The organism is Microbacterium sp. Root61 (assembly GCF_001427525.1).
Lineage (GTDB): Bacteria > Actinomycetota > Actinomycetes > Actinomycetales > Microbacteriaceae > Microbacterium.
Map to the genome: position 1 here is coordinate 2,649,791 of NZ_LMGU01000001.1, position 23,185 is coordinate 2,672,975.

Annotated in this window: 20 protein-coding genes; 9 read left to right on the forward strand and 11 right to left on the reverse strand. The window is 66.2% G+C overall.

Annotated elements, in window-relative coordinates:
* Positions 1 to 30 precede the first annotated feature (30 nt).
* The 5 genes from gyrB to dnaA all read right to left on the reverse strand — a co-directional run bounded on the left by gyrB (position 31) and on the right by dnaA (position 6,996).
* Entirely contained in the window at positions 31 to 2,073 is a 2,043-nt protein-coding gene (gyrB, locus tag ASD65_RS12570; RefSeq protein ID WP_056223145.1) for a DNA topoisomerase (ATP-hydrolyzing) subunit B, read from the reverse strand.
* A 122-nt stretch (positions 2,074 to 2,195) separates the two neighbouring features.
* The gene (locus ASD65_RS12575) at positions 2,196 to 2,717 is read right to left on the reverse strand and encodes a DUF721 domain-containing protein (RefSeq protein ID WP_156378867.1); all 522 of its coding nucleotides are present in this window, start codon (positions 2,715 to 2,717) and stop codon (positions 2,196 to 2,198) included.
* Positions 2,710 to 3,864, reverse strand: coding sequence for a DNA replication/repair protein RecF (recF, locus tag ASD65_RS12580; protein ID WP_056223149.1), 1,155 nt, complete (start codon positions 3,862 to 3,864; stop codon positions 2,710 to 2,712). The genes ASD65_RS12575 and recF overlap by 8 nt, the downstream gene beginning before the upstream one ends.
* Positions 3,865 to 3,924: 60 nt before the next feature.
* Positions 3,925 to 5,076, reverse strand: a complete 1,152-nt coding sequence (gene dnaN / locus ASD65_RS12585; protein ID WP_056223151.1) for a DNA polymerase III subunit beta — start codon at positions 5,074 to 5,076, stop codon at positions 3,925 to 3,927.
* Between the two features lie 483 nt (positions 5,077 to 5,559).
* Positions 5,560 to 6,996: a chromosomal replication initiator protein DnaA gene (gene dnaA / locus ASD65_RS12590; protein ID WP_056223152.1), complete on the reverse strand. Its 1,437-nt coding sequence runs from the start codon at positions 6,994 to 6,996 to the stop codon at positions 5,560 to 5,562.
* Positions 6,997 to 7,305: 309 nt separating this feature from the next.
* Here dnaA and rpmH point away from each other — a divergent pair, with 309 nt between their 5' ends.
* The 8 genes from rpmH (at position 7,306) to ASD65_RS12630 (ending at position 15,483) form a co-directional block, all read left to right on the forward strand.
* Positions 7,306 to 7,443, forward strand: coding sequence for a 50S ribosomal protein L34 (gene rpmH / locus ASD65_RS12595; protein ID WP_056223155.1), 138 nt, complete (start codon positions 7,306 to 7,308; stop codon positions 7,441 to 7,443).
* A gap of 9 nt (positions 7,444 to 7,452) precedes the next feature.
* Positions 7,453 to 7,788, forward strand: a complete 336-nt coding sequence (gene rnpA, locus ASD65_RS12600; RefSeq protein ID WP_056223157.1) for a ribonuclease P protein component — start codon at positions 7,453 to 7,455, stop codon at positions 7,786 to 7,788.
* Positions 7,785 to 8,141: a membrane protein insertion efficiency factor YidD gene (gene yidD, locus ASD65_RS12605; RefSeq protein ID WP_056223159.1), complete on the forward strand. Its 357-nt coding sequence runs from the start codon at positions 7,785 to 7,787 to the stop codon at positions 8,139 to 8,141. The genes rnpA and yidD overlap by 4 nt, the downstream gene beginning before the upstream one ends.
* A 3-nt stretch (positions 8,142 to 8,144) precedes the next feature.
* The gene (gene yidC, locus ASD65_RS12610) at positions 8,145 to 9,254 is read left to right on the forward strand and encodes a membrane protein insertase YidC (RefSeq protein ID WP_082561743.1); all 1,110 of its coding nucleotides are present in this window, start codon (positions 8,145 to 8,147) and stop codon (positions 9,252 to 9,254) included.
* Positions 9,255 to 9,290: 36 nt separating this feature from the next.
* On the forward strand, positions 9,291 to 9,812 hold the full coding sequence (locus tag ASD65_RS12615) for a Jag family protein (RefSeq protein ID WP_056223161.1): 522 nt from the start codon (positions 9,291 to 9,293) through the stop codon (positions 9,810 to 9,812).
* A 16-nt stretch (positions 9,813 to 9,828) separates the two neighbouring features.
* The gene (rsmG, locus tag ASD65_RS12620; protein ID WP_056223163.1) at positions 9,829 to 10,452 is read left to right on the forward strand and encodes a 16S rRNA (guanine(527)-N(7))-methyltransferase RsmG; all 624 of its coding nucleotides are present in this window, start codon (positions 9,829 to 9,831) and stop codon (positions 10,450 to 10,452) included.
* A gap of 3,133 nt (positions 10,453 to 13,585) precedes the next feature.
* Complete coding sequence (locus tag ASD65_RS12625; RefSeq protein ID WP_056223165.1) at positions 13,586 to 14,536, forward strand: ParA family protein; 951 nt, start codon at positions 13,586 to 13,588, stop codon at positions 14,534 to 14,536.
* Positions 14,536 to 15,483 carry a ParB/RepB/Spo0J family partition protein gene (locus tag ASD65_RS12630; protein ID WP_056223167.1) on the forward strand — a complete coding sequence of 316 codons (948 nt, stop codon included), beginning with the start codon at positions 14,536 to 14,538 and terminating at the stop codon, positions 15,481 to 15,483. The genes ASD65_RS12625 and ASD65_RS12630 overlap by 1 nt, the downstream gene beginning before the upstream one ends.
* On the opposite strand, the gene ASD65_RS12635 is transcribed toward ASD65_RS12630, so the two are convergent.
* Positions 15,480 to 16,754 (reverse strand): RNA polymerase sigma factor, encoded by a 1,275-nt coding sequence (locus ASD65_RS12635; RefSeq protein WP_056223168.1) that lies wholly within the window; start codon positions 16,752 to 16,754, stop codon positions 15,480 to 15,482. The genes ASD65_RS12630 and ASD65_RS12635 overlap by 4 nt on opposite strands.
* Before the next feature lie 44 nt (positions 16,755 to 16,798).
* Between ASD65_RS12635 and ASD65_RS12640 the strand changes: the two genes are divergently transcribed.
* Positions 16,799 to 17,146, forward strand: a complete 348-nt coding sequence (locus ASD65_RS12640; protein WP_056223170.1) for a hypothetical protein — start codon at positions 16,799 to 16,801, stop codon at positions 17,144 to 17,146.
* Between the two features lies 1 nt (position 17,147).
* Here the strand turns inward: ASD65_RS12640 and ASD65_RS12645 are convergent, their stop codons facing one another.
* The 5 genes from ASD65_RS12645 to ASD65_RS12665 all read right to left on the reverse strand — a co-directional run bounded on the left by ASD65_RS12645 (position 17,148) and on the right by ASD65_RS12665 (position 23,169).
* Positions 17,148 to 17,564, reverse strand: a complete 417-nt coding sequence (locus ASD65_RS12645; RefSeq protein WP_056223172.1) for a YciI family protein — start codon at positions 17,562 to 17,564, stop codon at positions 17,148 to 17,150.
* Positions 17,565 to 17,742: 178 nt separating this feature from the next.
* Positions 17,743 to 18,066, reverse strand: a complete 324-nt coding sequence (gene trxA / locus ASD65_RS12650) for a thioredoxin (protein ID WP_056223174.1) — start codon at positions 18,064 to 18,066, stop codon at positions 17,743 to 17,745.
* Between the two features lie 85 nt (positions 18,067 to 18,151).
* On the reverse strand, positions 18,152 to 19,105 hold the full coding sequence (gene trxB / locus ASD65_RS12655; RefSeq protein WP_056223176.1) for a thioredoxin-disulfide reductase: 954 nt from the start codon (positions 19,103 to 19,105) through the stop codon (positions 18,152 to 18,154).
* A gap of 105 nt (positions 19,106 to 19,210) precedes the next feature.
* Entirely contained in the window at positions 19,211 to 20,827 is a 1,617-nt protein-coding gene (gene murJ / locus ASD65_RS12660; protein ID WP_056223178.1) for a murein biosynthesis integral membrane protein MurJ, read from the reverse strand.
* Entirely contained in the window at positions 20,824 to 23,169 is a 2,346-nt protein-coding gene (locus tag ASD65_RS12665) for a DUF6049 family protein (protein ID WP_156378868.1), read from the reverse strand. The genes murJ and ASD65_RS12665 overlap by 4 nt, the downstream gene beginning before the upstream one ends.
* Positions 23,170 to 23,185 lie beyond the last annotated feature (16 nt).

Consider the following 23,185-nt stretch of genomic DNA (forward strand, 5'->3'; position numbering starts at 1 on the left):
CTCTCAGTTCCTGCGTAAGTCTCGAACGGCTCAGATGTCGAGGAAGCGGACGTCTTTCGCGTTGCGCTGGATGAACGTGCGACGCGATTCGACGTCCTCGCCCATCAGCGTCGAGAAGATCTCGTCCGCGGCGGCCGCGTCGTCGATGGTCACCTGCAAGAGGGTGCGGGTCTCCGGGTCCATGGTGGTCTCCCAGAGCTCCTTGTCGTTCATCTCGCCGAGACCCTTGTATCGCTGGATGCCGTTGTCTTTCGGGATGCGCTTCCCACCGGCGACGCCCTCCGCGAGCAGGGCATCGCGCTCGCGGTCGCTGTACACGTACTCGTGCGCCGAGTTCGCCCACTTCAGGCGGTACAGCGGCGGCTGCGCCAGGTAGACGAATCCGGCTTCGATGAGTCCGCGCATGTAGCGGAACAGCAGAGTCAGCAGCAGCGTCGTGATGTGCTGGCCGTCGACGTCGGCATCGGCCATCAGCACGATCTTGTGGTACCGCGCCTTGGTGATGTCGAAGTCTTCACCGATGCCCGTGCCGAAGGCCTGGATCATCGCCTGGACTTCCTTGTTGCCGAGGGCACGGTCCAGGCGGGCACGCTCGACGTTGAGGATCTTTCCACGCAAAGCCAGGATCGCCTGCGTGTGCGGGTCGCGACCCTGCACCGCCGAACCGCCGGCCGAGTCACCCTCCACGAGGAAGATCTCGCTGATCGTGGGGTCCTTGCTCGTGCAGTCCTTGAGCTTGTCCGGCATCGCAGCGCTCTCGAACACGCTCTTGCGGCGGGCTGTCTCGCGCGCCTTACGCGCGGCGAGCCGAGCGGTGGCCGCATCGATCGCCTTGCGGATGATGTTCTTGGCCTGCACCGGGTTGCGGTCGAACCAGTCGCCGAGCCGATCGCCCACGACCTTCTGCACGAACGCCTTGGCCTCGGTGTTGCCGAGCTTCGTCTTGGTCTGGCCCTCGAACTGCGGCTCGGACAGCTTCACGGAGATGACCGCCGTCAGTCCCTCGCGCACATCGTCGCCGGAGAGGTTCTCGTCCTTCTCCTTGAGAAGGCTGTTCGCGCGCGCGTACTTGTTGACCAGCGTGGTCAGTGCGGCGCGGAAGCCCTCTTCGTGCGTGCCACCCTCGTGCGTGTTGATGGTGTTCGCGTAGGTGAAGACGTTCTCGGTGTAGCTCGTGGTCCACTGCATGGCGACCTCGAGCGCGATCTTGCGCTCGGTGTCCTCGGACTCGAAGTCGATGATGTCCTCGTTGACGTGCTCCGCCTTGCGCACCTTGTTGAGGTACTCGACGTAGTCGACCAGACCGCGCTCGTAAAGGAAGACGTCTTCGCGCTGCTTGGTGATGACGGTGCCGTCGACCTCTTCTTCGATCGTGGCGCCGACGCGCTCGTCGTGCAGCTCGATGCGCAGTCCCTTGTTCAGGAACGCCATCTGCTGGAAGCGGGTGCGCAGGGTGTCGTAGTCGAAGTCGATGGTCTCGGTGAAGATGGTCGGGTCCGGCCAGAACGTGATCGTCGTCCCGGTCTCGTCCGTCTCTTCGCCCTTCTCCAGCTGCTGCTGCGGCTGCCCGCCGTTCGCGAAGCTGTGTCGCCAGACATGCCCCTGGCGCTTGATCTCGACCTCGAAGCGGGTCGAGAGCGCGTTGACCACCGAGGAGCCCACGCCGTGCAGACCACCGGAGACGGCGTAGCCGCCGCCGCCGAACTTGCCACCCGCGTGCAGGATCGTCAGCACGACCTCGACCGTCGACTTGGTCGGGTCGGAGGAGTGCGGATCGACGGGGATGCCGCGGCCGAAGTCGACGACGCGGATACCGCCATCGGCGAGGATCGTCACGATGATCGCGTCATTGGCGCCGGCCAGTGCCTCATCGACCGAGTTGTCGACGATCTCCTGGACCAGGTGGTGCAGGCCGCGCGGACCGGTCGACCCGATGTACATGCCGGGGCGCTTGCGCACCGCCTCGAGACCTTCGAGAACTTGGATCTCATCGGCCCCGTATGCGTTCGGAGTGTTCTCGGTCGGCTGCGATTCGGGTTCCTCGGGAACGCTTTCAGGGGTCAGAGACGTCATAGGTTTCGAGCGCTCCACATCGATTCGTCGGACTACGGACAGTCTATCAAGAGACGGGCGCCAGGGAAGTCTCTGCGCCCCTCTGACGCACTGAAATGTGCCCAGATAAGACTGAACGTGACTCAGCCGTAGGTATCGCGCGGGCCACGGCCTGGAATGGCTCTCGGACCCCATTTCCAGGAGGGGACGTCCGGGCCGATGAAGCGCACCGTCTCGACGGCGGCGTCGGGGAATCGGCGGATGATCTCGGTCAGGATGTGCGCGCGCATCAATTGCAGCTGTTTTGCCCAGGCCGTGGAATCGGCCTGAACGGTGAGGACACCGTCGGCCAGAGCGACCGGTCGGGTGTGGCCGGCGGTGTCGACTCCGGCGACATCCGCCCACTGACGGACGAGATCCTCGCGCGCGAGCTGCGAGTTCCATCCGGCCATGCGCGTCAGATCCGAGAGCACATCGCCGACACCGTGCGGATCGCGACCCGGGGTGAACGGGACGTTCTCGTCGTCGTCGCGCACGCGGCGGCGACGCTTGGTGCGCGCCGACGGCGCGAGTCCGCGCAGGCGGTAATAGGTGGAGATGGTCTCCGGCATCTCCTCACCCGCGGAAGCATCCGGGGCTGCAGCACCTCGAGGAGCGTCAGACATCGGCTTCCTCCAGGATCCGGCCGGCCTCGACCCGCACGATCCGTGCACGCAGCCCGTCGGGGACATCATGCTCCACCGCAGCGGTGACGATCACCTGTTCATAGCCTCCGGCCAGCTCGGCCAGGCGAGCTCGACGATCGACGTCGAGCTCGGCGAACACGTCGTCGAGGATCAGGACGGGATCGCCGAGCCGGGAATCGGCGCGGAGCAGATCGGCGGAGGCCAGGCGCAGAGCCAGCGCCACCGACCACGATTCGCCATGCGATGCGTAGCCCTTCACCGGCAATCCGCGCACGCGCAGCACCAGGTCGTCGCGATGCGGGCCGACCAGGGTGAGCCCGCGCTCGAGTTCGGCCGGACGCCGCGCGGCCAATGCGGCGCGGAACAGGTCGGCGATCGGCGCGGACGTGGTGGCGTCGGATGCCGCGGCATCCTCCTCCGGATCCCCACCGCGCACCGAGAGCGCCCACTCGGCTTCAGGACGATGATCCTCGCCCGCGATCGCTGTGTATGCGCGGGAGAGCGGGCCGTGCAGGTCGGCGGCGAGGCGCATCCGGGCCTCGATCACCTCGGTGCCGAGGGCGACGAGCTTGTCGTCCCAGACATCGAGTGTCGAGAGCGCATCACCGCGGATGCCGCGGGCCCGGGCCGATTTCAACAGAGCCGTGCGCTGCCGGAGCACGCGGTCGTAGTCGGAGAGCACGGCAGCCATGCGCGGTGTGCGCTGCACGAGCAGCTGATCGGCGAACCGGCGCCGTGAAGAGGGATCGCCGCGGACGATCTGCAGATCTTCGGGAGCGAAGAGCACGACCTGGGCGTAGCGCGGAAGCTCGGCGGTCTTGACGGCGGAGCCGTTGACGCGGGCCTTGTTCGCACCCTGTCTGTTGAGCTGGACCTCGAGCTGCACCCGCCGGTCTCCGTGGGTGAGTCGTGCGCGGATGATGGCGGCATCCGCTCCATCGCGCACCATCGGGGCGTCACCGGAGACCCGATGCGAACCCAGAGTGGCGAAGAACGCGATGGCTTCGGCGAGATTGGTCTTGCCCTGACCGTTGCGGCCGACGAACACGTTGGGACCGGGTACCAGTGCCACCTCGGCCACCGCATAGTTGCGGAAGTCGACCAGGCTCAGATGCTCCACGATCACCGAGTCAGACTACCTGTCCGGTCCGACGCGCGGCATGGCCGGGCGCCCGAGACGGCGCACTCAGCGCAGCAGCAGGTTCGGCTGCAGCAGGTATTTGAAGGTCTCTGCGCCGCCCTTGTCGACCGAGGTCTGGGGCGTCACCAGCACGGGGCTGAGCTTGTTCGCGTTCTCGCTCGAGGTGAACGTGATGCGGGCGAACTCGCTGCGGACCGCCGAGAGCGACTCGAGCAGGTACTGCGGGTTCAGACCGAGCGTGACGTCCTCGCCGACCATGTTCGCATCGACCGACTCGGTCGCGCGCGCCTGCTCGGTGCCCGAGGCATCCATCGACACGCTGTCGTTCGTGAACGTGAACCGCAGGGGCGCAGAGCGATCCAGCACCAGCGACACACGGCGGACGGCCTCGATGAGCTCGGCGGTGTTGACCACTGCGTGGTGCTCGTTCTGCTCGGGGAACAACCGGCGCACGGGCGGGAAGTTGCCCTTGATCAGCAGCGAGGTGACCGTCTTGTTGCCGGCCGTGAACGCGATGATCTCGCGATCACCGGCACCGGAGAAGGCGATTGAGATGTCGCCGCCGTGTGCGAAGGTCTTGCCGACCTCCTGCAGGGTGCGTGCGGGAACGAGGGCCGTCATCGGCTCGTCCGACGCAGAGTTTCCACCATCCCAGGGGATCTCGCGGAGCGCGACACGGTAGCGGTCGGTCGCGACGAGGCTGAGGCTGTTGCCGTTGACCTCGAGCTGCACGCCGGTGAGCACGGGAGTGACGTCGTCGCGGGAGGCCGCGAAGGCGACCTGTGCGATGGCGGTCGCGAAGTCTTCAGCGGGAACCAGACCGGAATCGCCCGTGACCTCGGGGATCGCGGGGTATTCCTGCACCGGCATCGACGACAGCGTGAAGCGCGCCGACCCGCAGGTCAGGAGGATTCCGCCGTCGGGGTCGACCTCGATCTGAATCGGCGCGTTCGGCAGACGGCTGGCGATCTCCGACAGGAGTCGGCCGTGCACGAGGATCGTGCCGGGCTCATCGACGGTGGCATCGATGGTGGTGCGTGCGGATGCCTCGTAGTCGAACGCAGCAAGGGACAGCCCTGCTTCGCTCGCCTCGATCAGGACGCCGGCAAGGATCGGCTGCGGGTTGCGCTGCGGCAGAAGCTTGACGACGAACGATACGGCTTCGCTGAACACATCACGGTTCACGTGAAACTTCACAAGCGCTCCCTCGACGTCGGGTATGGCTCCCCATGTTAGTGCCCGAGATGCACCGTGCCACATGCACCACCTCAGATCCGGCGATGTTGCTCAAGGTGATCGGACCGGGATTCATTAAGAGAGTTAAGTGTCTTCTTCTTAACGGCTGTGGAAACTGGGGATAACTCCCGCGATGCCTGTCGAGCGATGGGAACTACAAGAGTGTGACTTGTGGAACGGCTGAGGAATCTTCGCGAGCGGGCGGTCGGCGGCACCGATGTGATTCGAACGCCATCCACAGGTTTTGTCATTTCGCTCACAGGATTCCTCCGGTGATGACAAGTTATCCACAGGTTATCCACACTGTGCAGAACGGGATTTTGGCCCTCCTATGAGTGGGCTGTCAAGCACTTTTCGTCGAGAAAGTGTCCGTTCGGTCGACTGTGGACATGACGAAGGCCCTGTCGCCCGCTGAGCGGGGGACAGGGCCTTCGGAGATTCGGGTCAGCGGCCGTTGCGGCCGAGCTGTGTGGTGATCTCCGTGACCTGGTTGTACAGAGAGCGGCGTTCCTTCATGAGGTCGCTGATCTTCTTGTACGCGTACATCACTGTCGTGTGGTCACGGTTGCCGAACAGCTGACCGATCTTCGGCAGTGACAGGCTCGTGCGCTCTCGACACAGATACATGGCGATCTGCCGGGCGGTCGCGACAGCTTGGGAGCGACTGGACCCGTACAGGTCGTCGACGGACAGCTTGAAGTACTGTGCGGTCGCGGTGATGATGTCGGTCGGCGAGATCACGTTCGCGTCATCCTGATCCACGATGTCGCGCAGCACTGTCTGGGCCAACGACATGTCGAGGGTGGATCGGTTGAGGCTGGCGAACGCCGAGACGCGGATCAGCGCACCTTCGAGCTCACGGATGTTCGAGGAGACGACCGTCGCGATGTACTCGAGTACTTCGTCGGGGATCTGGAGCCGCTCGCTCTGCGCTTTCTTGCGCAGGATGGCGATACGCGTCTCGAGGTCGGGGGCCTGCACATCGGTGATGAGACCCCACTCGAAGCGACTGCGCATGCGGTCTTCGAAGCCGGTCAGATGCTTGGGCGGGACATCGCTGGTGATCACGACCTGCTTGTCGTGATCGTGCAGCGTGTTGAAGGTGTGGAAGAAGGCTTCCTGGGTCTCGGCGCGCCCCTGCAGGAACTGGATGTCGTCGATCATCAGGATGTCGACGTCGCGATACCGGGCCTGGAAGGCCGAGCCGCGGTTGTTCGCGATCGAGTTGATGAAGTCGTTGGTGAACTCTTCGCTGGAGACATAGCGGACTCGGATGCCGGCGTAGAGGTTCTGCGCGTAGTCGCCGATCGCGTGGAGAAGGTGGGTCTTGCCCAGGCCTGAGTCTCCATAGATGAACAGCGGGTTGTACGCCTTGGCCGGCGCCTCCGCCACGGCGACCGCGGCCGCGTGTGCGAACCGGTTCGACTGGCCGATGACGAAGTTGTCGAACGTGTACTTCGGGTTCAACCGGGTGTCGCTGCGCGATCCCGGTCCCGAGGCGGAGGGCGAGGCATCCGTTGCGTCATCCATCGTGGGGCGGGACATCGGGGTCTGCGCCGACGGTGGCACCTGCATCGGTGTGATCTGGATCGGCGCCGTCATATGACTGTCGATGAGTTCGGGGTTCACGACCACGCGGAAGGTGGTGACGCCTTCATCGATGCGCGTGAGCGCCTCCATGATCGGGGCGCGCATGCGCTTGTTGATCTGGGCTGCGGTCAGGTCGTTCGGCACATCCAGATACAAGGTGCCGCTCATGACGCCTTGCGGCACGGCGAGGCTGAGGAAGCCCTGCAGCTGCGGAGTGACACGCTCATCGCCCGCGAGTTCGTTCAGCACCGTCGACCAGATTGGTACATCTGGAACATCGTGCTGAGACATGGCCCCCCCGGGAGATCGAATGCGCCACGTCCGACGAAAGATGCGCGCCGGGCCTGTGGATAACTGCCGGAGCCACGCTAGTCAGCGGGCGTCGCAGGAGCAAACTCCACTGTAGATCCGCCCCGCGTGTCCTGGCCAGGGTGCACACGCGTATTGTGGATAATGCCCGACGGCCGTGCTCAGTTTGAGTTATCGGCCGAGACGACGTAGCCTTAATCGGTTGACTTATGCCTTCGTGGCAGTCCCGTGTACCCATCGTCCCCGGTCTCGAGCGTCCCGGTGACAACCCTGATCCGGAAGTGATCCTCCATGAGCAAGCGTACTTTCCAGCCCAACAACCGTCGTCGTGCCAAGAAGCACGGCTTCCGTGCCCGCATGCGCACGCGTGCCGGCCGTTCGATCCTTGCGGCGCGTCGCCTCAAGGGTCGCACCGAGCTCTCGGCTTGACCCCGAGCGGTGCTCGCTAGGCCGAACCGACTCACCCGCGGAGCGGAATACAAGGCCGTTGTCCGTCGGGGTCGTCGGTGCGCCGGAGCGCACACCGTCACCTACGTCACCGTCACCGAAGATCCGCGCCATGCGCGGTTCGGTTTCATCGTGAGCCGGCAGGTCGGTTCCGCTGTCGTGCGCAACACTGTGCGCAGACGGCTCAAAGCCGTATGTGCCGAGGCTCTTCCCGGCGTGCAGCCTGGAGTGGACATCGTGATCCGCGCACTCCCGAGTGCCGCGACGGCGCCCTTCAGCGATCTCCGCGCCGAGGTCTCCCGCTGCATCGCACGGAGGCCGGCATGAGTTCGGCGACGCTGCCGGTCTCCGCGACCGGCGAAGGACACTTCGCAGCATCCGCGGTCTGGAGCGCACTTCCGCTGCTCCCGCGCAATGGCGTTCTCGCCGTTCTCCATGGTTACCGTGCGACGATTTCGCATACCTATGGCGACGTGTGCAAGTACTACCCCTCCTGCTCGGCTTATGCCGTCGGCGCGGTGCAGCAGCACGGCGCGGTCAAGGGAGCGGCTCTGGCCGCCGCCCGGATCGCACGCTGTCACCCGTGGGCGGCGGGTGGAATCGATGATGTGCCACCACATCGCGATTTCTCGCATGAGCTGACACCGCACGGATTCGTCGTGCCCCTCAGAAAGGACTGATCCGTGCCGGATCTGTTTGGAATCATCCTCTGGCCGCTGAAGTGGCTGGTCGAACTCGTGCTGGTCACCTGGCATGGCATCTTCTCCTTCCTGGGGCTTCCCCCGACGGCCGGCATCACGTGGGTGCTGTCGATCGTCGGCCTCGTGGTCGTCGTGCGCGCCGCGCTGATCCCGCTCTTCGTGAAGCAGATCAAGAGCCAGCGCAAGATGATGGAAATCGCTCCTGAACTGCGGAAAGTTCAGGAGAAGTACAAGGGCAAGAAGGATCAGCTCTCTCGCGAGGCCATGAGCCGCGAGACCATGGCGCTGTATAAGAAGCACGGCACCTCCCCTGTTTCAGGCTGCCTGCCATTGCTGGTTCAGATGCCGGTGTTCTTCTCGCTCTTCAGCGTGCTCAGCGATGTCGGCAAACACGCCACCGCCGGCACCGGTGGCGTGGGTCTGCTGAACGCCGAGCTCACCGATTCGTTCTACAACGCGAAGCTGTTCGGCGTCGCCTCCCTGCACGACACCCTCGTCGGTGCCTGGGAAGCGCAGGAGCCGGGCTGGCAGGTCACGGTCGGAATCCTCGTGGTCCTGGTCGTGCTCATGATCGCGTCGCAGTTCCTCACGCAGCTGCAGATCATCTCGAAGAACCTGTCGCCCGAGGCCAAGACCGGCCAGGCATACCAGATGCAGAAGATCATGCTCTACGTGCTGCCGTTCGCCTTCGTGTTCTCCGGCGTCTTCTTCCCGCTCGGTGTCGTCATCTACTGGTTCACGAGCAACATCTGGACGATGGTCCAGCAGTTCCTCGTCATCCGGAACATGCCCACGCCGGGCTCCGAGGCCGCCAAGATGCGCGAAGAGCGTCTGGCGCGCAAGGGCAAGGCGATCGACTCTCAGGGCAAGATCATCTCCATGGAGAAGTACGAGGCTGAGCAGCAGCGTCTTCTCGAGGAGGCCGAGCGCGCCCGCGCGGCTGCACCGAAGCGCCAGCAGCCGGTCGGCAAGCAGCGTGCGAAGAAGCAGTCCGGGAAGAATGATGCGGCCAAGCCGTCCACCACTCCCCCGCCCCGCAAAGATCCGGCACGTCCAGCGGATGCCGGTTCCAACGAACCCGCCGCGCCCTGACTTCCCTGACCGCGCACCGTCCTGACGAGGAATCCGATGACCAGCACTTCTGAATCCACCCCTGTCGTGTCAGAGCACCCCGAGCGCGCGGCGGCCACCGTCGAGCAGCTCGAGCAGGAAGGCGATGTCGCGGCCGACTACATCGAGGCGCTCCTGGACATCACCGACATCGACGGCGACCTGGCGATGGATGTGCGCGCCGGCCGCGCGTACGTCTCGGTCGAAGCCGACGACGTCGCCTCGCTGCGCCTGCTGTCGGACCCCGACACGGTGCAGGCGCTGCAGGAGCTCACCCGCATCGCGGTGCAGAACAAGACCGGCCGGTTCTCCCGCCTGATCCTGGATGTCGGCGGCTCGCGCGACACGCGTCAGCGTGAGCTGGAGCACCTCGTCGACCGCGCAATCGCGCGACTCGACGAAGGCGCATCGCAGGCATCGCTGCCCGCGATGTCGAGTTACGAGCGCAAGCTCGTGCACGACATCGTGTCGGAGCGGGGCCTGACGTCCGAGTCCTATGGCGAAGGCGCAGACCGCCACACCGTCATCAGCCGTGGCTGATGTTTGACGTGAAACAATGACCGAGCTTGAAGCCGAACCCGCGTCCGCAGCCGTCATCTTCGGGGAACGCATCGAGCTCGCCCGCAGCTTCACGAAGGCACTCGCGGAGCACGGTGAGGAACGCGGTCTGATCGGACCTCTGGAACCGCCGCGCCTGTGGTCACGTCACATCCTGAACAGTGCCGTCGCCGCTCCGCTGTTCTCCGGACGAGTTGGAGACGTCGGATCCGGTGCGGGCCTGCCCGGTTTGGTCCTCGCTATTGCGCGGCCGGACGTGGAATGGGTGCTGATCGAGCCTATGGAACGACGCATCGCCTGGCTGAACGAGCAGGTGGATGCTCTCGGCCTCGACAACGTCGAGGTCGTGCGGGCGCGTGCTGAGGAGTGGCGTCAGGGGCCCACACTGGACATGGTGACGGCGCGTGCCGTCAGTGCACTCCGTACACTGATTCCCCTCACCGCTCCCCTGGTCCGCAGCGGCGGTGAGCTGATCCTTTTGAAGGGTGCCAGCGTCGAAGGTGAGATCGATGCGGCGCAGAAACAGATCCGCAAGTTCAAGCTGACCGATGTCCGCGTCGAACTCATCGGGGAGGATCTCCTCGATGAACCCACACGCGTCCTGCGCGCCACGGTGGGCTGATGCTCCGACCCTTCGAGAACGCACTGTTTCACGTGAAACGGTGCGTTCTCTCGTTTTGAGGGATGCCCGCACTCGCGCGGTGCTCACGTTGAGAGCCTGCCGGCTTGTTGCGTGCGTTGCGGATGACGCGTACATGCGCGGTGGGAGCCGTGCAGGTCGATGTTTCACGTGAAACGATCGATTTGAGTTCGTCAGGAAGCCCTGAGAGCGTCACTCCAGCTGCCTTCGCGGCCGATTCATCGGAGAATGACCCTCAGAATCGCTCCCACAGCGCCCGAATCGGCGCGAGCGGACGGGTCTGGTGTTGAGAATCGAGCCGCGTGCGCGATCGAAGGATGCACGGACGCCGATGTCGTCGTGCTGGAGGTCCATCGAGTGCTCAGTGGAGTCACCGGAGAGAGCAGCCGAATGTGTGGTGCTTGTGGTCGATGCCAGCTGGAAGGTGTCGTCCGGCTCAACGCTGACGGTGGAGCGGGAGCACCTGCGTCCGGACAGTGGGTGGCGTTCCGTGCGCGTCGTGGTTGTGGCGGCCACCTGTGTTGAGACGGGTTCCGCGAAGTCAGTGACAGCAGCAACATGTTTCACGTGAAACGTCGTGCCCAGCAGTTCATCAGGACGAACGGGAGGTAGCCCGGGTTCTGACTGGTTTCGTGAACGCCGCGGAATCCGAGTAGGGAACCGGATGTGCGGTGCCTCGCCTGTCGTGTCTAGCGTGCAGGACTAGGCGCATCCCCACTCAGAGGGGCGTCCCGCTTCCGAGCGCGAACGCACTATCCGGCAAGAAGCGTGGCCCTTGATGATTCGGGATGACGTCGCCGCGTGCATCCGGCGCCGCCGATGTCCGGCGATTTAGGGCGCGACCACCTTCGGATTCACACATCGCGTCGCTTCTGACTTCATCCCAGAGTCGTGCGTTTCATGGGGCAGTCAATCGGGTACGGGCTGGACTGCTCGCCCCGACGAGCAACGCTGCGCTGCGGAGCGCGGCTTGAAACGTGTGATGTTTCACGTGAAACAGTCTGTGGGAGGCGATCTGTGTGCGAATTGACGGCGTGACCCACGCGGAACGTGCCGCCGGATGCCGCCAGGGGCCATGGGCGGGGTGTTGTCGCAGCACAAGCATGGTCGTGCCCTCACAGGGGGATCGGGCTCTGTCGCGGTGCCGGTGCCGAGACCAGGTCTGGGTGGATAGGTGACGCGACCATCCCTCACCAGAGCTTCGACACCGTGGGCCGCACTGTGACGCCATTCTTCGCATAGCTCTGGACGACGCGGATCACGATGTCGACCAGTAGAGGTGGGGCGTACAGAAGGCGCTGGACGTATTCAGCGGGGAGGTTCCCGTGGGGATCGACTCCGTGGAGCTATCACCGGGGGATGAACCGGGCTGTCACCCGGGGCTCGCGACCGTGAGGGGCATTGTCTCGACACCGCACCGGTGGCGCGATGTGGTGCGGACGGCCTCGCAACCGCCATCCTGGACGTCGAAACTTGACGATGTTTCACGTGAAACGGGTGACTTCGGGGCATTTGAGTTCGTCAGGAAGCCCTGAGAGCGCGGCCGAGACCGTCACGGCTGGCAATTCGGCAGCAGTTTGGGCTCTCAAAGGCGCTCAGAGAACCGTAGAGAGCCCAAAACCAGCGCAAATTGGGCCCTTAGCGATGCCGTTGAAGCGTGCTGGAAGGTATATGAGGGACGTGGGGTCGGCCGTCGGAGCGAGCGCGTCGCGTCACCTCACCTTGCTGCACTGCGATGCGCAGGTCCAGCGGCTGCCAACGGAGGGCCCGCCAAGACGGTCGGATCAGATGTCGCCGATGCCAACTTCGTACTCACTCGGCGTGAACACAAAGCTCCGAGAGGGGAGTTTGTCGACTGAGTGGCCGTTGCGGGGAGCCGTGCTGGCCTGGTGGAGGGAAGGGCCACATGCGGAAGAAGTCACCGTAGCCCCGAGAAGTGCGATCGCCGAACCGAGAAGGCGTAGACACTGCCGTGACTCCGAAAGGCATCGCGCCGCCAATGACAGGCCCAGGAATCGCGATGTAGGGAGAGGGGAGCCCGACTTCCTGCATCGACCTCATGTAGTGGCGATCGCAGCGCGCGACGGAGGAGGCGTGGCCAAACCCGCTTCTGTGGGCTGGGGTTCGCGCGGCGTTTCGTCTCCTCGCTGTGCTCGTCGGCCGACCAGAAGCACGGAACGGTGTCACGCAAGGGGACGGGCGGGTGTGGGCGGCGGCCAAATCAGTGACCTGGGGCAAAGATCGTTCGGGTCCGGAGTTCGCAATGGGCGGAGAGCTGACGGAAGCGCAACTACCGGGAAGAGACAGTAGCGGGCAGGGGAGTCCTGTGGCCACCGAAGTCGCAGCAAGGAGATCACGCGTCCACGGGGAACCCAACCTGCCCGGCATGACCGCACGTCACGGCACCGGATGGGATTTGGCTCGCAATCGAGATCGACAAGCCCAGAACGAGCGCGGTCGTGACCTACCGGCCGCGGGAACCGGCGGTATGGGGGATGGCGGGACAGGAACGACCCCACCCACGGATGATGAGCGACAGGAGACAAAGGCCGCTCGCGGGCTGGGAAGGCACGTAGCGGGGAAGATCCTGAGGTGGCGGATCGGTGGTTGCTCGGAGAGGGGGAGGGCGCGGAAATGGTCATTCACTGCGTCAATCAGCTCCCTCACGCGGCGCCGAGAGGCGGGATCCACGCGACCGCGTGCGGGCGACTCGGCATCGTCTCCGCGGACCGTGGCCGCTGAGTCCCGCGAATGCTCTGAAAGAGAGTGGTTCAGCTGCGATCACCCGGCGTCTCCGCCCCGATCCGCGCATCCTGGTCCCACCTCACCGCATGCGCGGCGGGGCACGGGGACCAGGCCACCTCTCACGCCGTGACGCGTGGCCTTCGCCCCGCCACCCGCAGTGTTTCACGTGAAACACTGCACCGCGGTATCCGGACGAATAGCCCTCCAGGCCGCGAAACAGGGCCGATTCAGGCTGCCGCGGGCCATTCGCGCGACACATCCACACGAGATCACACATTGGGTGCGAGATAAGGCGTCTGACCGCCGGGATCGTCGGTGAGGGCGGTTAGAGTAGACAAGTTCCAGCCATGCGAGAGGGAGAGTGTTTCACGTGAAACAACCCGAGAACGCGGGCACAACCGCCCCATTCTCCCTCCACGGCGACGATACGCCGCTCGCTCGCGAACTGGCAGACCTCACGGCTCGCCGCCGCGCATTGGAAACGACGAATGTGCGCCTGAACGGCAAGACACGCGTCATGACGGTGTCGAACCAGAAGGGCGGAGTCGGCAAGACGACGACCGCTGTCAACATCGCGGCATCCCTCGCTTCTGTGGGGGCGCGGGTCCTCGTGATCGATCTGGATCCGCAGGGGAACGCCTCCACCGCACTGAACGTCCCGCACACCGCCGACATCCCGAGCGTCTACGACGTGCTGATCGACGAGTTCCCGCTCGCCGACATCATCCAAGTCAGCCCGGAGTCTCCGAACCTGCTCTGCGCTCCCAGCACGATCCACCTCGCCGGCGCCGAGATCGAGCTCGTTTCGCAGGTCGCCCGTGAGCACCGACTGCGCACCGCGCTCGAGGACTACCTCGCCGGACTCGAAGAGCGCCTCGACTTCGTCCTCATCGACTGCCCGCCGTCGCTCGGACTTCTCACCATCAATGCGTTCGTCGCCGCGCACGAGCTGCTCATCCCGATCCAGTGCGAGTACTACGCGCTGGAGGGTCTCAGCCAGCTGCTCGGCACCGTGAAGATGATCCAGAAGCACCTCAATCCGAAGCTGCATCTGTCGACTATCCTGCTCACGATGTACGACGGACGGACCCGTCTCGCGCAGCAAGTTGCGGAAGAGGTGCGCGAGCACTTCCCGCACGAAGTGCTCGCCACCGTCATCCCGCGTTCCGTGCGCGTCTCCGAGGCCCCGAGCTTCGGGCAGACCGTCATCGCATACGACGGGCAATCGGCCGGCGCGATCGCGTATCGCGAAGCGGCCATCGAAATCATTCAGCGCGACAACGCCGAACCGGGCGTCCGCGAAACCGAGGAGGGCTCCTGATGGCCAAGCGAACAGGCCTGGGTAGAGGCATCGGCGCTCTGATCCCGACGACGGAACAGACCGAAGCACGTCCCGTCGACGTCTTCTTCCCCGGCGCCCCGGCGCCGGTGGCGGTCGCTGACGACAACCTCGTCGTGGTTCCCGGCGCGCACCTCGCGCACATCGACCCGCACGACATCGTCCCGAACCCCCGTCAGCCGCGCACGCACTTCGATGCGGACGACCTTGCTGAGCTGGTGCACAGTGTCCGTGAGTTCGGCGTCCTGCAGCCGGTCGTCGTCCGGGCGAACGGTGAGGGCAAGTACGAGCTCATCATGGGTGAGCGCCGCACGCGCGCCGCCCGTGAGGCAGGGCTGACCTCCATCCCCGCGGTCGTGCGCGAGACCGCCGACGAGAACCTGCTGCGCGACGCGCTGCTGGAGAACCTGCACCGCTCCGAGCTGAACCCGCTGGAAGAGGCCTCGGCCTACCAGCAGCTGCTCGAGGACTTCGGGATCACGCAGGAAGAGCTCGCCACCCGCATCGGCCGTTCGCGGCCGCAGATCAGCAACACGATCCGCCTTCTCAAGCTGCCCGTGCCCGTGCAGCAGCGCGTCGCCGCGGGCGTACTGAGCGCCGGTCACGCGCGCGCGATCCTGTCGCTCGAGAACCCCGAGGCGATGGCTCGCCTGTCCGACAAGATCGTCAACGAGGACCTCTCGGTGCGTGCCGCCGAGGCCATCGCCAAGGGCACGGATGTCCCGGACAAGCGCCGCATCACACCCAAGGCCGGCGCCCGCCGTGCTCACCTCGACGAGGTCGCGGAACGCCTCGGCGACCGTCTGAACACCAAGGTCAAGATCGCTCTCGGTGCACGAAAAGGCCAGATCAGCATCGATTTCGCGACGATCCAGGATCTCAATCGTATCCTCGATGAGATCGGCGAGACGGGGTACGGCTCGCTCTAGGCGAGACCACTTCGCAACGCCGCCGCGCGTCGCTCCAGCACGATCGTCTCCGCGTCGTTGCCGGGCAACGCCGCCGCGCGATCGAACGCCGTCGCCGCGGCATCCGTGTCTCCCAATCGCTCCCACAGTTCGGCGCGGACGGCGTGGAACGGGCGGAAGTCGGCGAGTTCCGGCTCCAGCTCATCGACGAGCACCTGGGCAGGTGCGGGGCCAGCCGCCATCGCCACTGCGACCGCACGATTGAGACGCACGACCGGTGAGGGCGCCAGCTGCACGAGACCGTCGTACAGCTGCACGATGCGGTCCCAGTCGGTGTCGTCGTCGGTCTCGGCCCGCGCATGGCACTCGGCCACGGCGGCCTGGAGTCCGTAGTACCCGAGCCCTCGATCGAACGAGGCGGCGCGCTCGAGGGCGACGCGACCCCGACTGATGGCAGAGCGGTCCCACCGGCGGCGATCCTGCTCGGCGAGGGTGAGGGGTAGCCCCTCCGCATCGGTGCGCGCGGCGAACCGGGACGACTGGAACTCCATCAGTGCGATCAGCGCGAACACCTCGGGTTCGGACGGAGTGAGGGCGGCCACCTGCCGGGCCAGCCGCACCGCCTCGCGTGCCACCTCCGGGCGGATCGGGTGCTCGCCGCCGGCCGCGGCGTACCCCTCGGTGAAGAGGAGGTAGATCACCTGGAGCACGCTGGCGAGCCGCGCCGGGCGCTCCTCGCGGGAGGGGACCTCGAACGGCACTTCGGCATCGGCCAGCGTCCGCTTGGCCCGCACGATGCGCTGCTGCACGGTGGGCACCGTCATCAGCAGCACCCTCGCGATCTGCTCGGTGGTGAGGCCTGCGACCGTGCGCAGGGTCAGCGCCAACCGGGCCTGGGCGGGAAGGAGCGGGTGGCAGGCGATGTAGACCAGCCGCAGGACGTCGTCGTCGATGCGATCCGGATCCCCGGCCTCCTCGACCGGATGATCCTGCTCCGCGAGGAGCACATCGTGCGCTAGGAGGCGCTGACGTTCGGTCAGGCGTTCGCGCCGACGCCATCCGTCGATCGCGCGACGCTTCGCGACGGAGAGCAGCCACGCCCCTGAGTTGTCCGGGATGCCGGTGCGCGGCCAGGAGGCGAGCGCTTCGACGAGCGCCTCCTGAGCGAGATCCTCCGCCCACGAGAAGTCGCCGGTGTGCCGCGTCAGCGCGGAGACGATCCGGGCGGACTCCGCGCGCCAGACGGCCTCGACCGCCCGGCGGGCGTGGTCATCGGTCGTCGTGTCGCTCATGGGTCCAGGGTAGGGGTGGGGGTGACCCGACGTAGGGTGGAGGCATGGCACGGCACGACGAGACGATGCGACGACGGGCGAGTCTCGAACTGCTGCGGGCCGAGGCATCCGATGAACTGGCGACCGTCGTGCACGAGCGACTGCGCGGTGGTGAAGATCCGTGGGAATTCATGGAAGACCTTCCCTCCGTTGATGAACTCGTCGTGTTCATGCTGCGCGCCGAGAACATCATGGAGAACGGCGGGTCGACGCCGAATGCCGCCCGCCACTACCGTGTGCTGCGCCAGATCGCGCTGGAATACCCACCGTTGACCGAGGCCGTGTGGAAGCTGCTCGGAGATGCCAACACGCACCGCCGCTGGGACGCGGTGGTGCGTGCCGACTCCGCCTGAGTCACGCCTGAGCGGCGCGCCACTCCTGTTCCTTGGTGAGCCACTCGCCGCCGACCTCCGGGTCGAAGTCGGAGAGCTCGTTGACCCGTCGCACCTCCAACGCGGTACCGGGACCGAGGGGGCACTTCAGCGCCCAACGCTCGGCCTCTTCGCGGCTGGCGACTTCGAGGATCCAGAATCCGGTGAAGACCTCGCGCGCTTCGGCGAACGGGCCGTCGGTGACGGCCGGGGGCGTCGCGGAGAAGTCCACGCGGAAGCCCTCGCTGGCATCTGACAGGCCTTCGGCCGACAGGAAGACACCGGCCTTCTGCAGATCCTCGTTGTAGGCACCCATCGCGGCGATGATCTCCGCGAAATCGAGGTCTTCGCTGGCGGCAGCAGCTTCGGGGGACACCTGCATGATGAGCATGTAACGCATGGTTCTTCCTTCCGGTCATGGGGCCCGTTCGACCCTCTCACTCATGGCGTCGAACGAAAAGGGCCCAGATCGACACTTCTCCGGAAAATTCTTCGACGGATGCCGCATCCGCCATGAATCGCACGCAAAAGACCCCCGCGACCGAGGTCGCGGGGGTCCATGTGAAGCGGAACGGAGATCAGCCGATGAACGCGGCCAGGTCCTTCTCGAGCGCGAACTTCGGCTTCGCGCCGATGATCGTGGTCTTGACCTCGCCACCCTGGAACACCTTCATGGCCGGGATCGAGGTGATCTGGTACTTCATCGCGAGATCGGGGTTCTCGTCGACGTTCAGCTTGAGGATCGTGATCTTCTCGGGGTGCTCGCTCTGGATCTCATCCAGGACGGGAGCCACCATGCGACACGGGCCACACCATTCGGCCCAGAAGTCCACCAGTACAGGTCCCTCGGCCTGCAGGACGTCCTGGTCCCACGTGCTCGAGCTCGTCGCCTTGGCGGTCATGTCATTTCTCCTTAGATCGGAAGTCGTATTGATTGTGATAACCGGCGAGGCCGCCGGTTTGTTCCTGGTGACAGAACGGACGGTGCTACGCGACGCTTGCTTCGGCGAGGTCGGCCTCGCCCAGAGCGGCGAGGAAGTGCTCGGCGTCGAGGGCCGCGACGGTGCCGCTGCCGGCGGCGGTGGCCGCCTGACGGTAGGTCGGGTCGATGACGTCACCGGCCGCGAACACTCCGGAGACCGAGGTGCGCGACGATCGACCATCGACCCAGATGGTGCCCTCGGGGGTGAGCTCGAGCTTGTCGTGCACCAGGTGGGTGCGCGGGTCGTTGCCGATCGCGACGAACAGCCCGTCCAGCGGAAGATCGCGTGTCGTGCCGTCGACGGTGTCGCGCAGCCGGATGCCGTTCACGGCATCCTCACCGAGCACGTCGAGGACTTCGCTGTTCCAGATGAACTCGATCTTCTCGTTCGCGAATGCGCGCTCCTGCATGATCTTGGAGGCACGCAGCGAGTCCTTGCGGTGGATGACGTAGACCTTCGACGCGAAGCGCGTGAGGAAGGTCGCCTCCTCCATGGCCGAGTCGCCGCCGCCGACGACCGCGATCGTGCGGTCGCGGAAGAAGAAGCCGTCGCAGGTGGCGCACCACGAGACGCCGCGGCCGGACAGGCGCTCTTCACCGGGGAGGCCGAGCTTGCGGTACGCGGAACCGGTCGCGAAGATCACGGCGGATGCCTCGTGCACCGCGCCGCTGCCCAGCTTCACGGTCTTGACCGGGCCGGCGAGGTCGAGCTCGATGACGTCGTCGTAGAGCACCTCCGCACCGAACTTCTCGGCCTGGGCCTGCATCTTCTCCATGAGCTCGGGACCCTGGATGCCATCCGGGAAGCCGGGGAAGTTCTCCACCTCGGTGGTGTTCATCAGCTCACCGCCGGCCTCGACCGAACTGGCCACGACGAGCGGCTCAAGGTTGGCGCGCGCGGCGTAGATGGCGGCGGTGTAGCCCGCCGGACCTGACCCGATGATGATGACCTGACGCACTGCGTGTCCCCTCGATGGCAATTGATGGCCTGCAAGGGCCACAACACATGGTAACCGCGCGACATTCCACGGCTGGCTGGTTATCCGCTGGGTAGAAAGCCGATCTCAGCGCTTCGGGAGGAAGCGGCGCACGATCCCGAGCGCCGGGGTGAGTTCGGGCGCGCGCAGCAGCGCGAGGAATCCGGCGTAGACCACGAGGCTCACGGTCCCGATGATCGCGGCCCCGAGGGCACCCAGCAGCTTGTCTGCGACGGTCCACCCCTCGACGCCGCCGAGCAGCTGGAAGGTCAGCCATCCGGCGCCCGCGGCCGGGATCGCCGCGAGGGCGAACCGACCGAGCGAGAACATCCATGACCCGACGCCGATGCCGCCGAGCCGCCGGTTCAGCAGCCAGGTCGCGATGATCACCTGGACGACGCTCGCGAAGGACTGCCCGAGGGCGACGCCCGCGGCCAGCTGCGAGAGGGGGAGGACGTCGGCGTCGACCAGCGCGGACGCGATGACCGCCGTGACGACGACCAGCGCACACTGGACGAGCGTGAAGTAGAACGGCGTACGCGTGTCGTTGTACGCGTAGAACGTGCGCTGCACGACGAACAGCACGGCCAGCGGGATGAGCGCCACCAGGAAACACAGCAGGACCGCGGCCGCCTCTTCTGCTGCGCTGCGCGAGTTCGTGAAGATGCGGGATGCGGGCACCGCCGCGACCGCGAGAGCAGCCGTGGCGATCACGATGAACAGTCCCAGGGTCCGGATGCTGTTCGCCACATCGGACTTGACGTCAGCATCGCGCCCTGCCGCGGCGTGTTCGCTCAGACGCGTGAAGTAGGGCGTCCCGATGGAGAGCACGATGATCGAGTACGGCAGCATGAACAACAGCCATGCGTTCTGCATGGCGAAGATCGAGGGCCCTTCACCGGACGCATCGATGACGATCCGGCTCTGGACGATGCCCGCGAGCTGCCCCGCGAGCACCATGAGGAAGGTCCACCCGGCGAGGCGCCCGATGTTGCGCAGCCCCACGCCGCGCCAGCGGAAATCGGGGCGGAGACGGAGTCCGGTGCGGCGCCAGAAGAGCAGGAGGATCACAGCCTGCACGACGATTCCGAGCGTCGCGGTGCCGCCGAGCGCAGCGATGGATGTCGAGTCCCAGTCATCGATCGCAGTGAGGTCGGAACCGAAGAGCACCATGATCAACACGAAGCCGACGATCGAGACGAGGTTGTTGACGATCGGCGCCCACGTGAACGGCCCGAAGATCTTTCGGGCGTTCAGCGCCTCGCCGACCAGCGCGTACAGACCGTAGAAGAAGACCTGCGGTAGACACCAGTAGGCGAAGGCCGTGGCCAGCGCAATCTGGTCCGGTGCGGCATCGCCCGCATACAGCTGGACCAACCACGGGGCCGCGACCATGGCGACACCGGTGGTGGCCACCAGGATGATCGTGCCGAGCGTGAACAGCTTCGAGATGAAGGCACGACCACCGTCGTCGTGCGCGGCGACCTTGACGATCTGAGGGACGATCACGGCGGTGAGAATGCCGGTCGAGATGATGGCGTAGATGTTGTTCGGGAGCTGGTTGGCCAGCGCGAAGGCATCGGACGCCGGGCTCTTGACCGACCCGATCAGCGCGACCAGGACGACCGTTCGCAACAACCCGGTCAGGCGCGAAACGATGGTCCCCGCGCCGATCATGGCACTGGCTCTGCCGATGCCGCTCATCGGGAATCAGCCGGGGTCGTGTCACCCGGACCGTCGTCGGGGTCCGGAGTCTCGCCGTCGTCGGTCACCGCATCCGGGACCTCCGCGTCGGTCGCGGCATCCGGAGCGTCGTTCTCCGCGGGCGCCGCGGCATCCGACGTCTCCTCGTCGATGTCGGCCTCGGGAGCGTCCGCACTGCCGCGACGGCGGCGCAGGATCGTCCGGACGACGCCGATCGTGAGCAGTCCGCCGACGATGATCGACATCGCGATCAGGCCGATGTTCTCCCAATCGGCGCGCACATTGACGTCGGCGTACTGCGGGTCGCCGATCGGCTCGAATGTGCGGCTGCGCAGCTGCAGGGCCACCGTCACCTCACCGTTGCCGACGCGAGCCTGCACCGGCACCTCGACCTTCGTGTTGCTGGACGGAGCCACCTGCACCTCGACCTGCGGCTGCACCTCGAGGCGCAGGTCGTCGGGGCTCGAATAGAGGACGACGTTGATCGGGTACGGGAGCTCGTTGCGTACCCACACGGGCAGATCGGCGCCCGCGCTGATCAGTTGGATGGTGCTCGGCGGCAGGATGCCGACCGCGGCGAGGGTCTGGGTCGTCGCGGCGCGGTGATCCGCGATCGCGGTCGGCCAGGACGTCGGGTCGGTCTCGGCTGCAGCGCCGAGCCAGCCGTCGCCCAGCAGCTGCAGGATCGAGGCGCGCTCGGGGCCGGTGAGCAATGCGGAGTCATCGAGCACGGTCGCGAAGTCGGCGATCGCGGTCTCGTCCTCGAACAGAGCGGACGCCGCGGCCACCCGTGTGTCGTTCGGTGCGGCATCGGCCACCTCGACGGCGTGCGGCGTCGCGTCGACGAGTGCGTTGAGGCCGACGGGAACGACGCCGGGAGCCTGTGTCGCGGCGCGCAGTGACGTTCCCAGGCTGACGGGCGACCGGTCGGTGCCGCGGTCGAGGGTCACCAGCAGCGGCCGGCCGTCCGTCTCCTCCACCGCGAAGGCGAGGTACGCCGTGGCGGCGGTGAGCGAAGCGCCGCGCACCGCGGTGCCGAGCAGGGATGCCTTGTGCAGCGCTGCCGAGATGTCGGCGTCGTAGACCAGGAGGCCCGCTTCATCGCCGATGGAGCGCGCGGACACCGTTGCGCCGGTCGCGCCGCGCGTGGTCGCCGTGGAGGGGATCAGCGTCAGGGACGACACATCCTCGGAGACGAGCCCGCCGAGGTCATCCACGACCTCGGGGGTGGTCGTGCCGGTGGCCGGCCAGTACATCGCCGTCCGGGTCGCATCGACGTCGAGGAGTTCGGCGAGCGAAGGGTAGGCCGGACCCGTCGCGGACGGCGTGGGCGTAGGGGTCGGCGAGGCATCCGGCGAGGCGGTCGGGGTGGCGGTGGAGGGCGGGAAGTTCGAGGCGGTCATGTACGCCTGCAGTGACGTCGGCTGCTGCGGCCGGGATTGACCGGCTTGCAGCTGCACCGCCACGTCGGCGTCGCCGAACTGGAGGGCGAAGCGGGTGTTGGTGAGCGCCTCGTAGTGCTCCAGCCAGGCCGAGGCACTGGTGGGGGCGGACGTGCCCAGCACGCGGATGGACGCAAGGATCGCGGGATCGACGGCGAGGATCGCGTCCGTGCCGGTGACGGCGTTGAGCTGGGCGGTGAGGGAGCCGTCGGGTGCGGTGAGTTCGCTCAGCTCGGCGGCGGTGAGCAGCCCGCCGGTGAGCGGACCCGCTGTGATCGGCACGACCACGCCGATGCCGACCTGCGGGGCCGCGTCATCGGGAACGATCAGCGCGCTCGTCGAGAACACCGTGCCGGTCGGGCCGGGATAAGACGCGACGAGGGGATACACGCCGGGAGCGCGCCCGACCAGTGCGGGACTGTCGGCGGCGACCTGGATGCCGCGGGTCTCCTCCGACTGGGCCGGGACGGGCGGCAGGTCGGTCGAGCCGATCATCGGGAGCTCGACGGTGGGGGTCTGCGTGGCGAGCCAGGCGGCCAGCGCGGCACGATCCGCGAAGGCCGCGTCGCCCAGTGAGAGCGTCACGTGCGCGGCGGATGCCTCGGCCACCGTGTCGTTCTGCAATGTCAGGGCGACGCTGAGGGTGTCGCCCGGCCGTACCACTCCGTTGGACACGGGCGACAGGGTGAACGTCGTGGTTCCCGTCGGCGAGGTCGGTGAGGGGGACGGCGTCGCTGCCGAAGCGGCGGAGGTCGCGGGGGCGACAGCGAGGATCGCGGCGACGACGACCGCGCTGATCCGGGCACGAAGGCGGCCGCGCGAAGCGGGCGCAATCTGCCGGGGCGCGGAGGTTCGGGGGGAGTTCACGGTCATGTAGGCATCTGCTCCTGTGCGATTCATGACCGCACGATCAGCA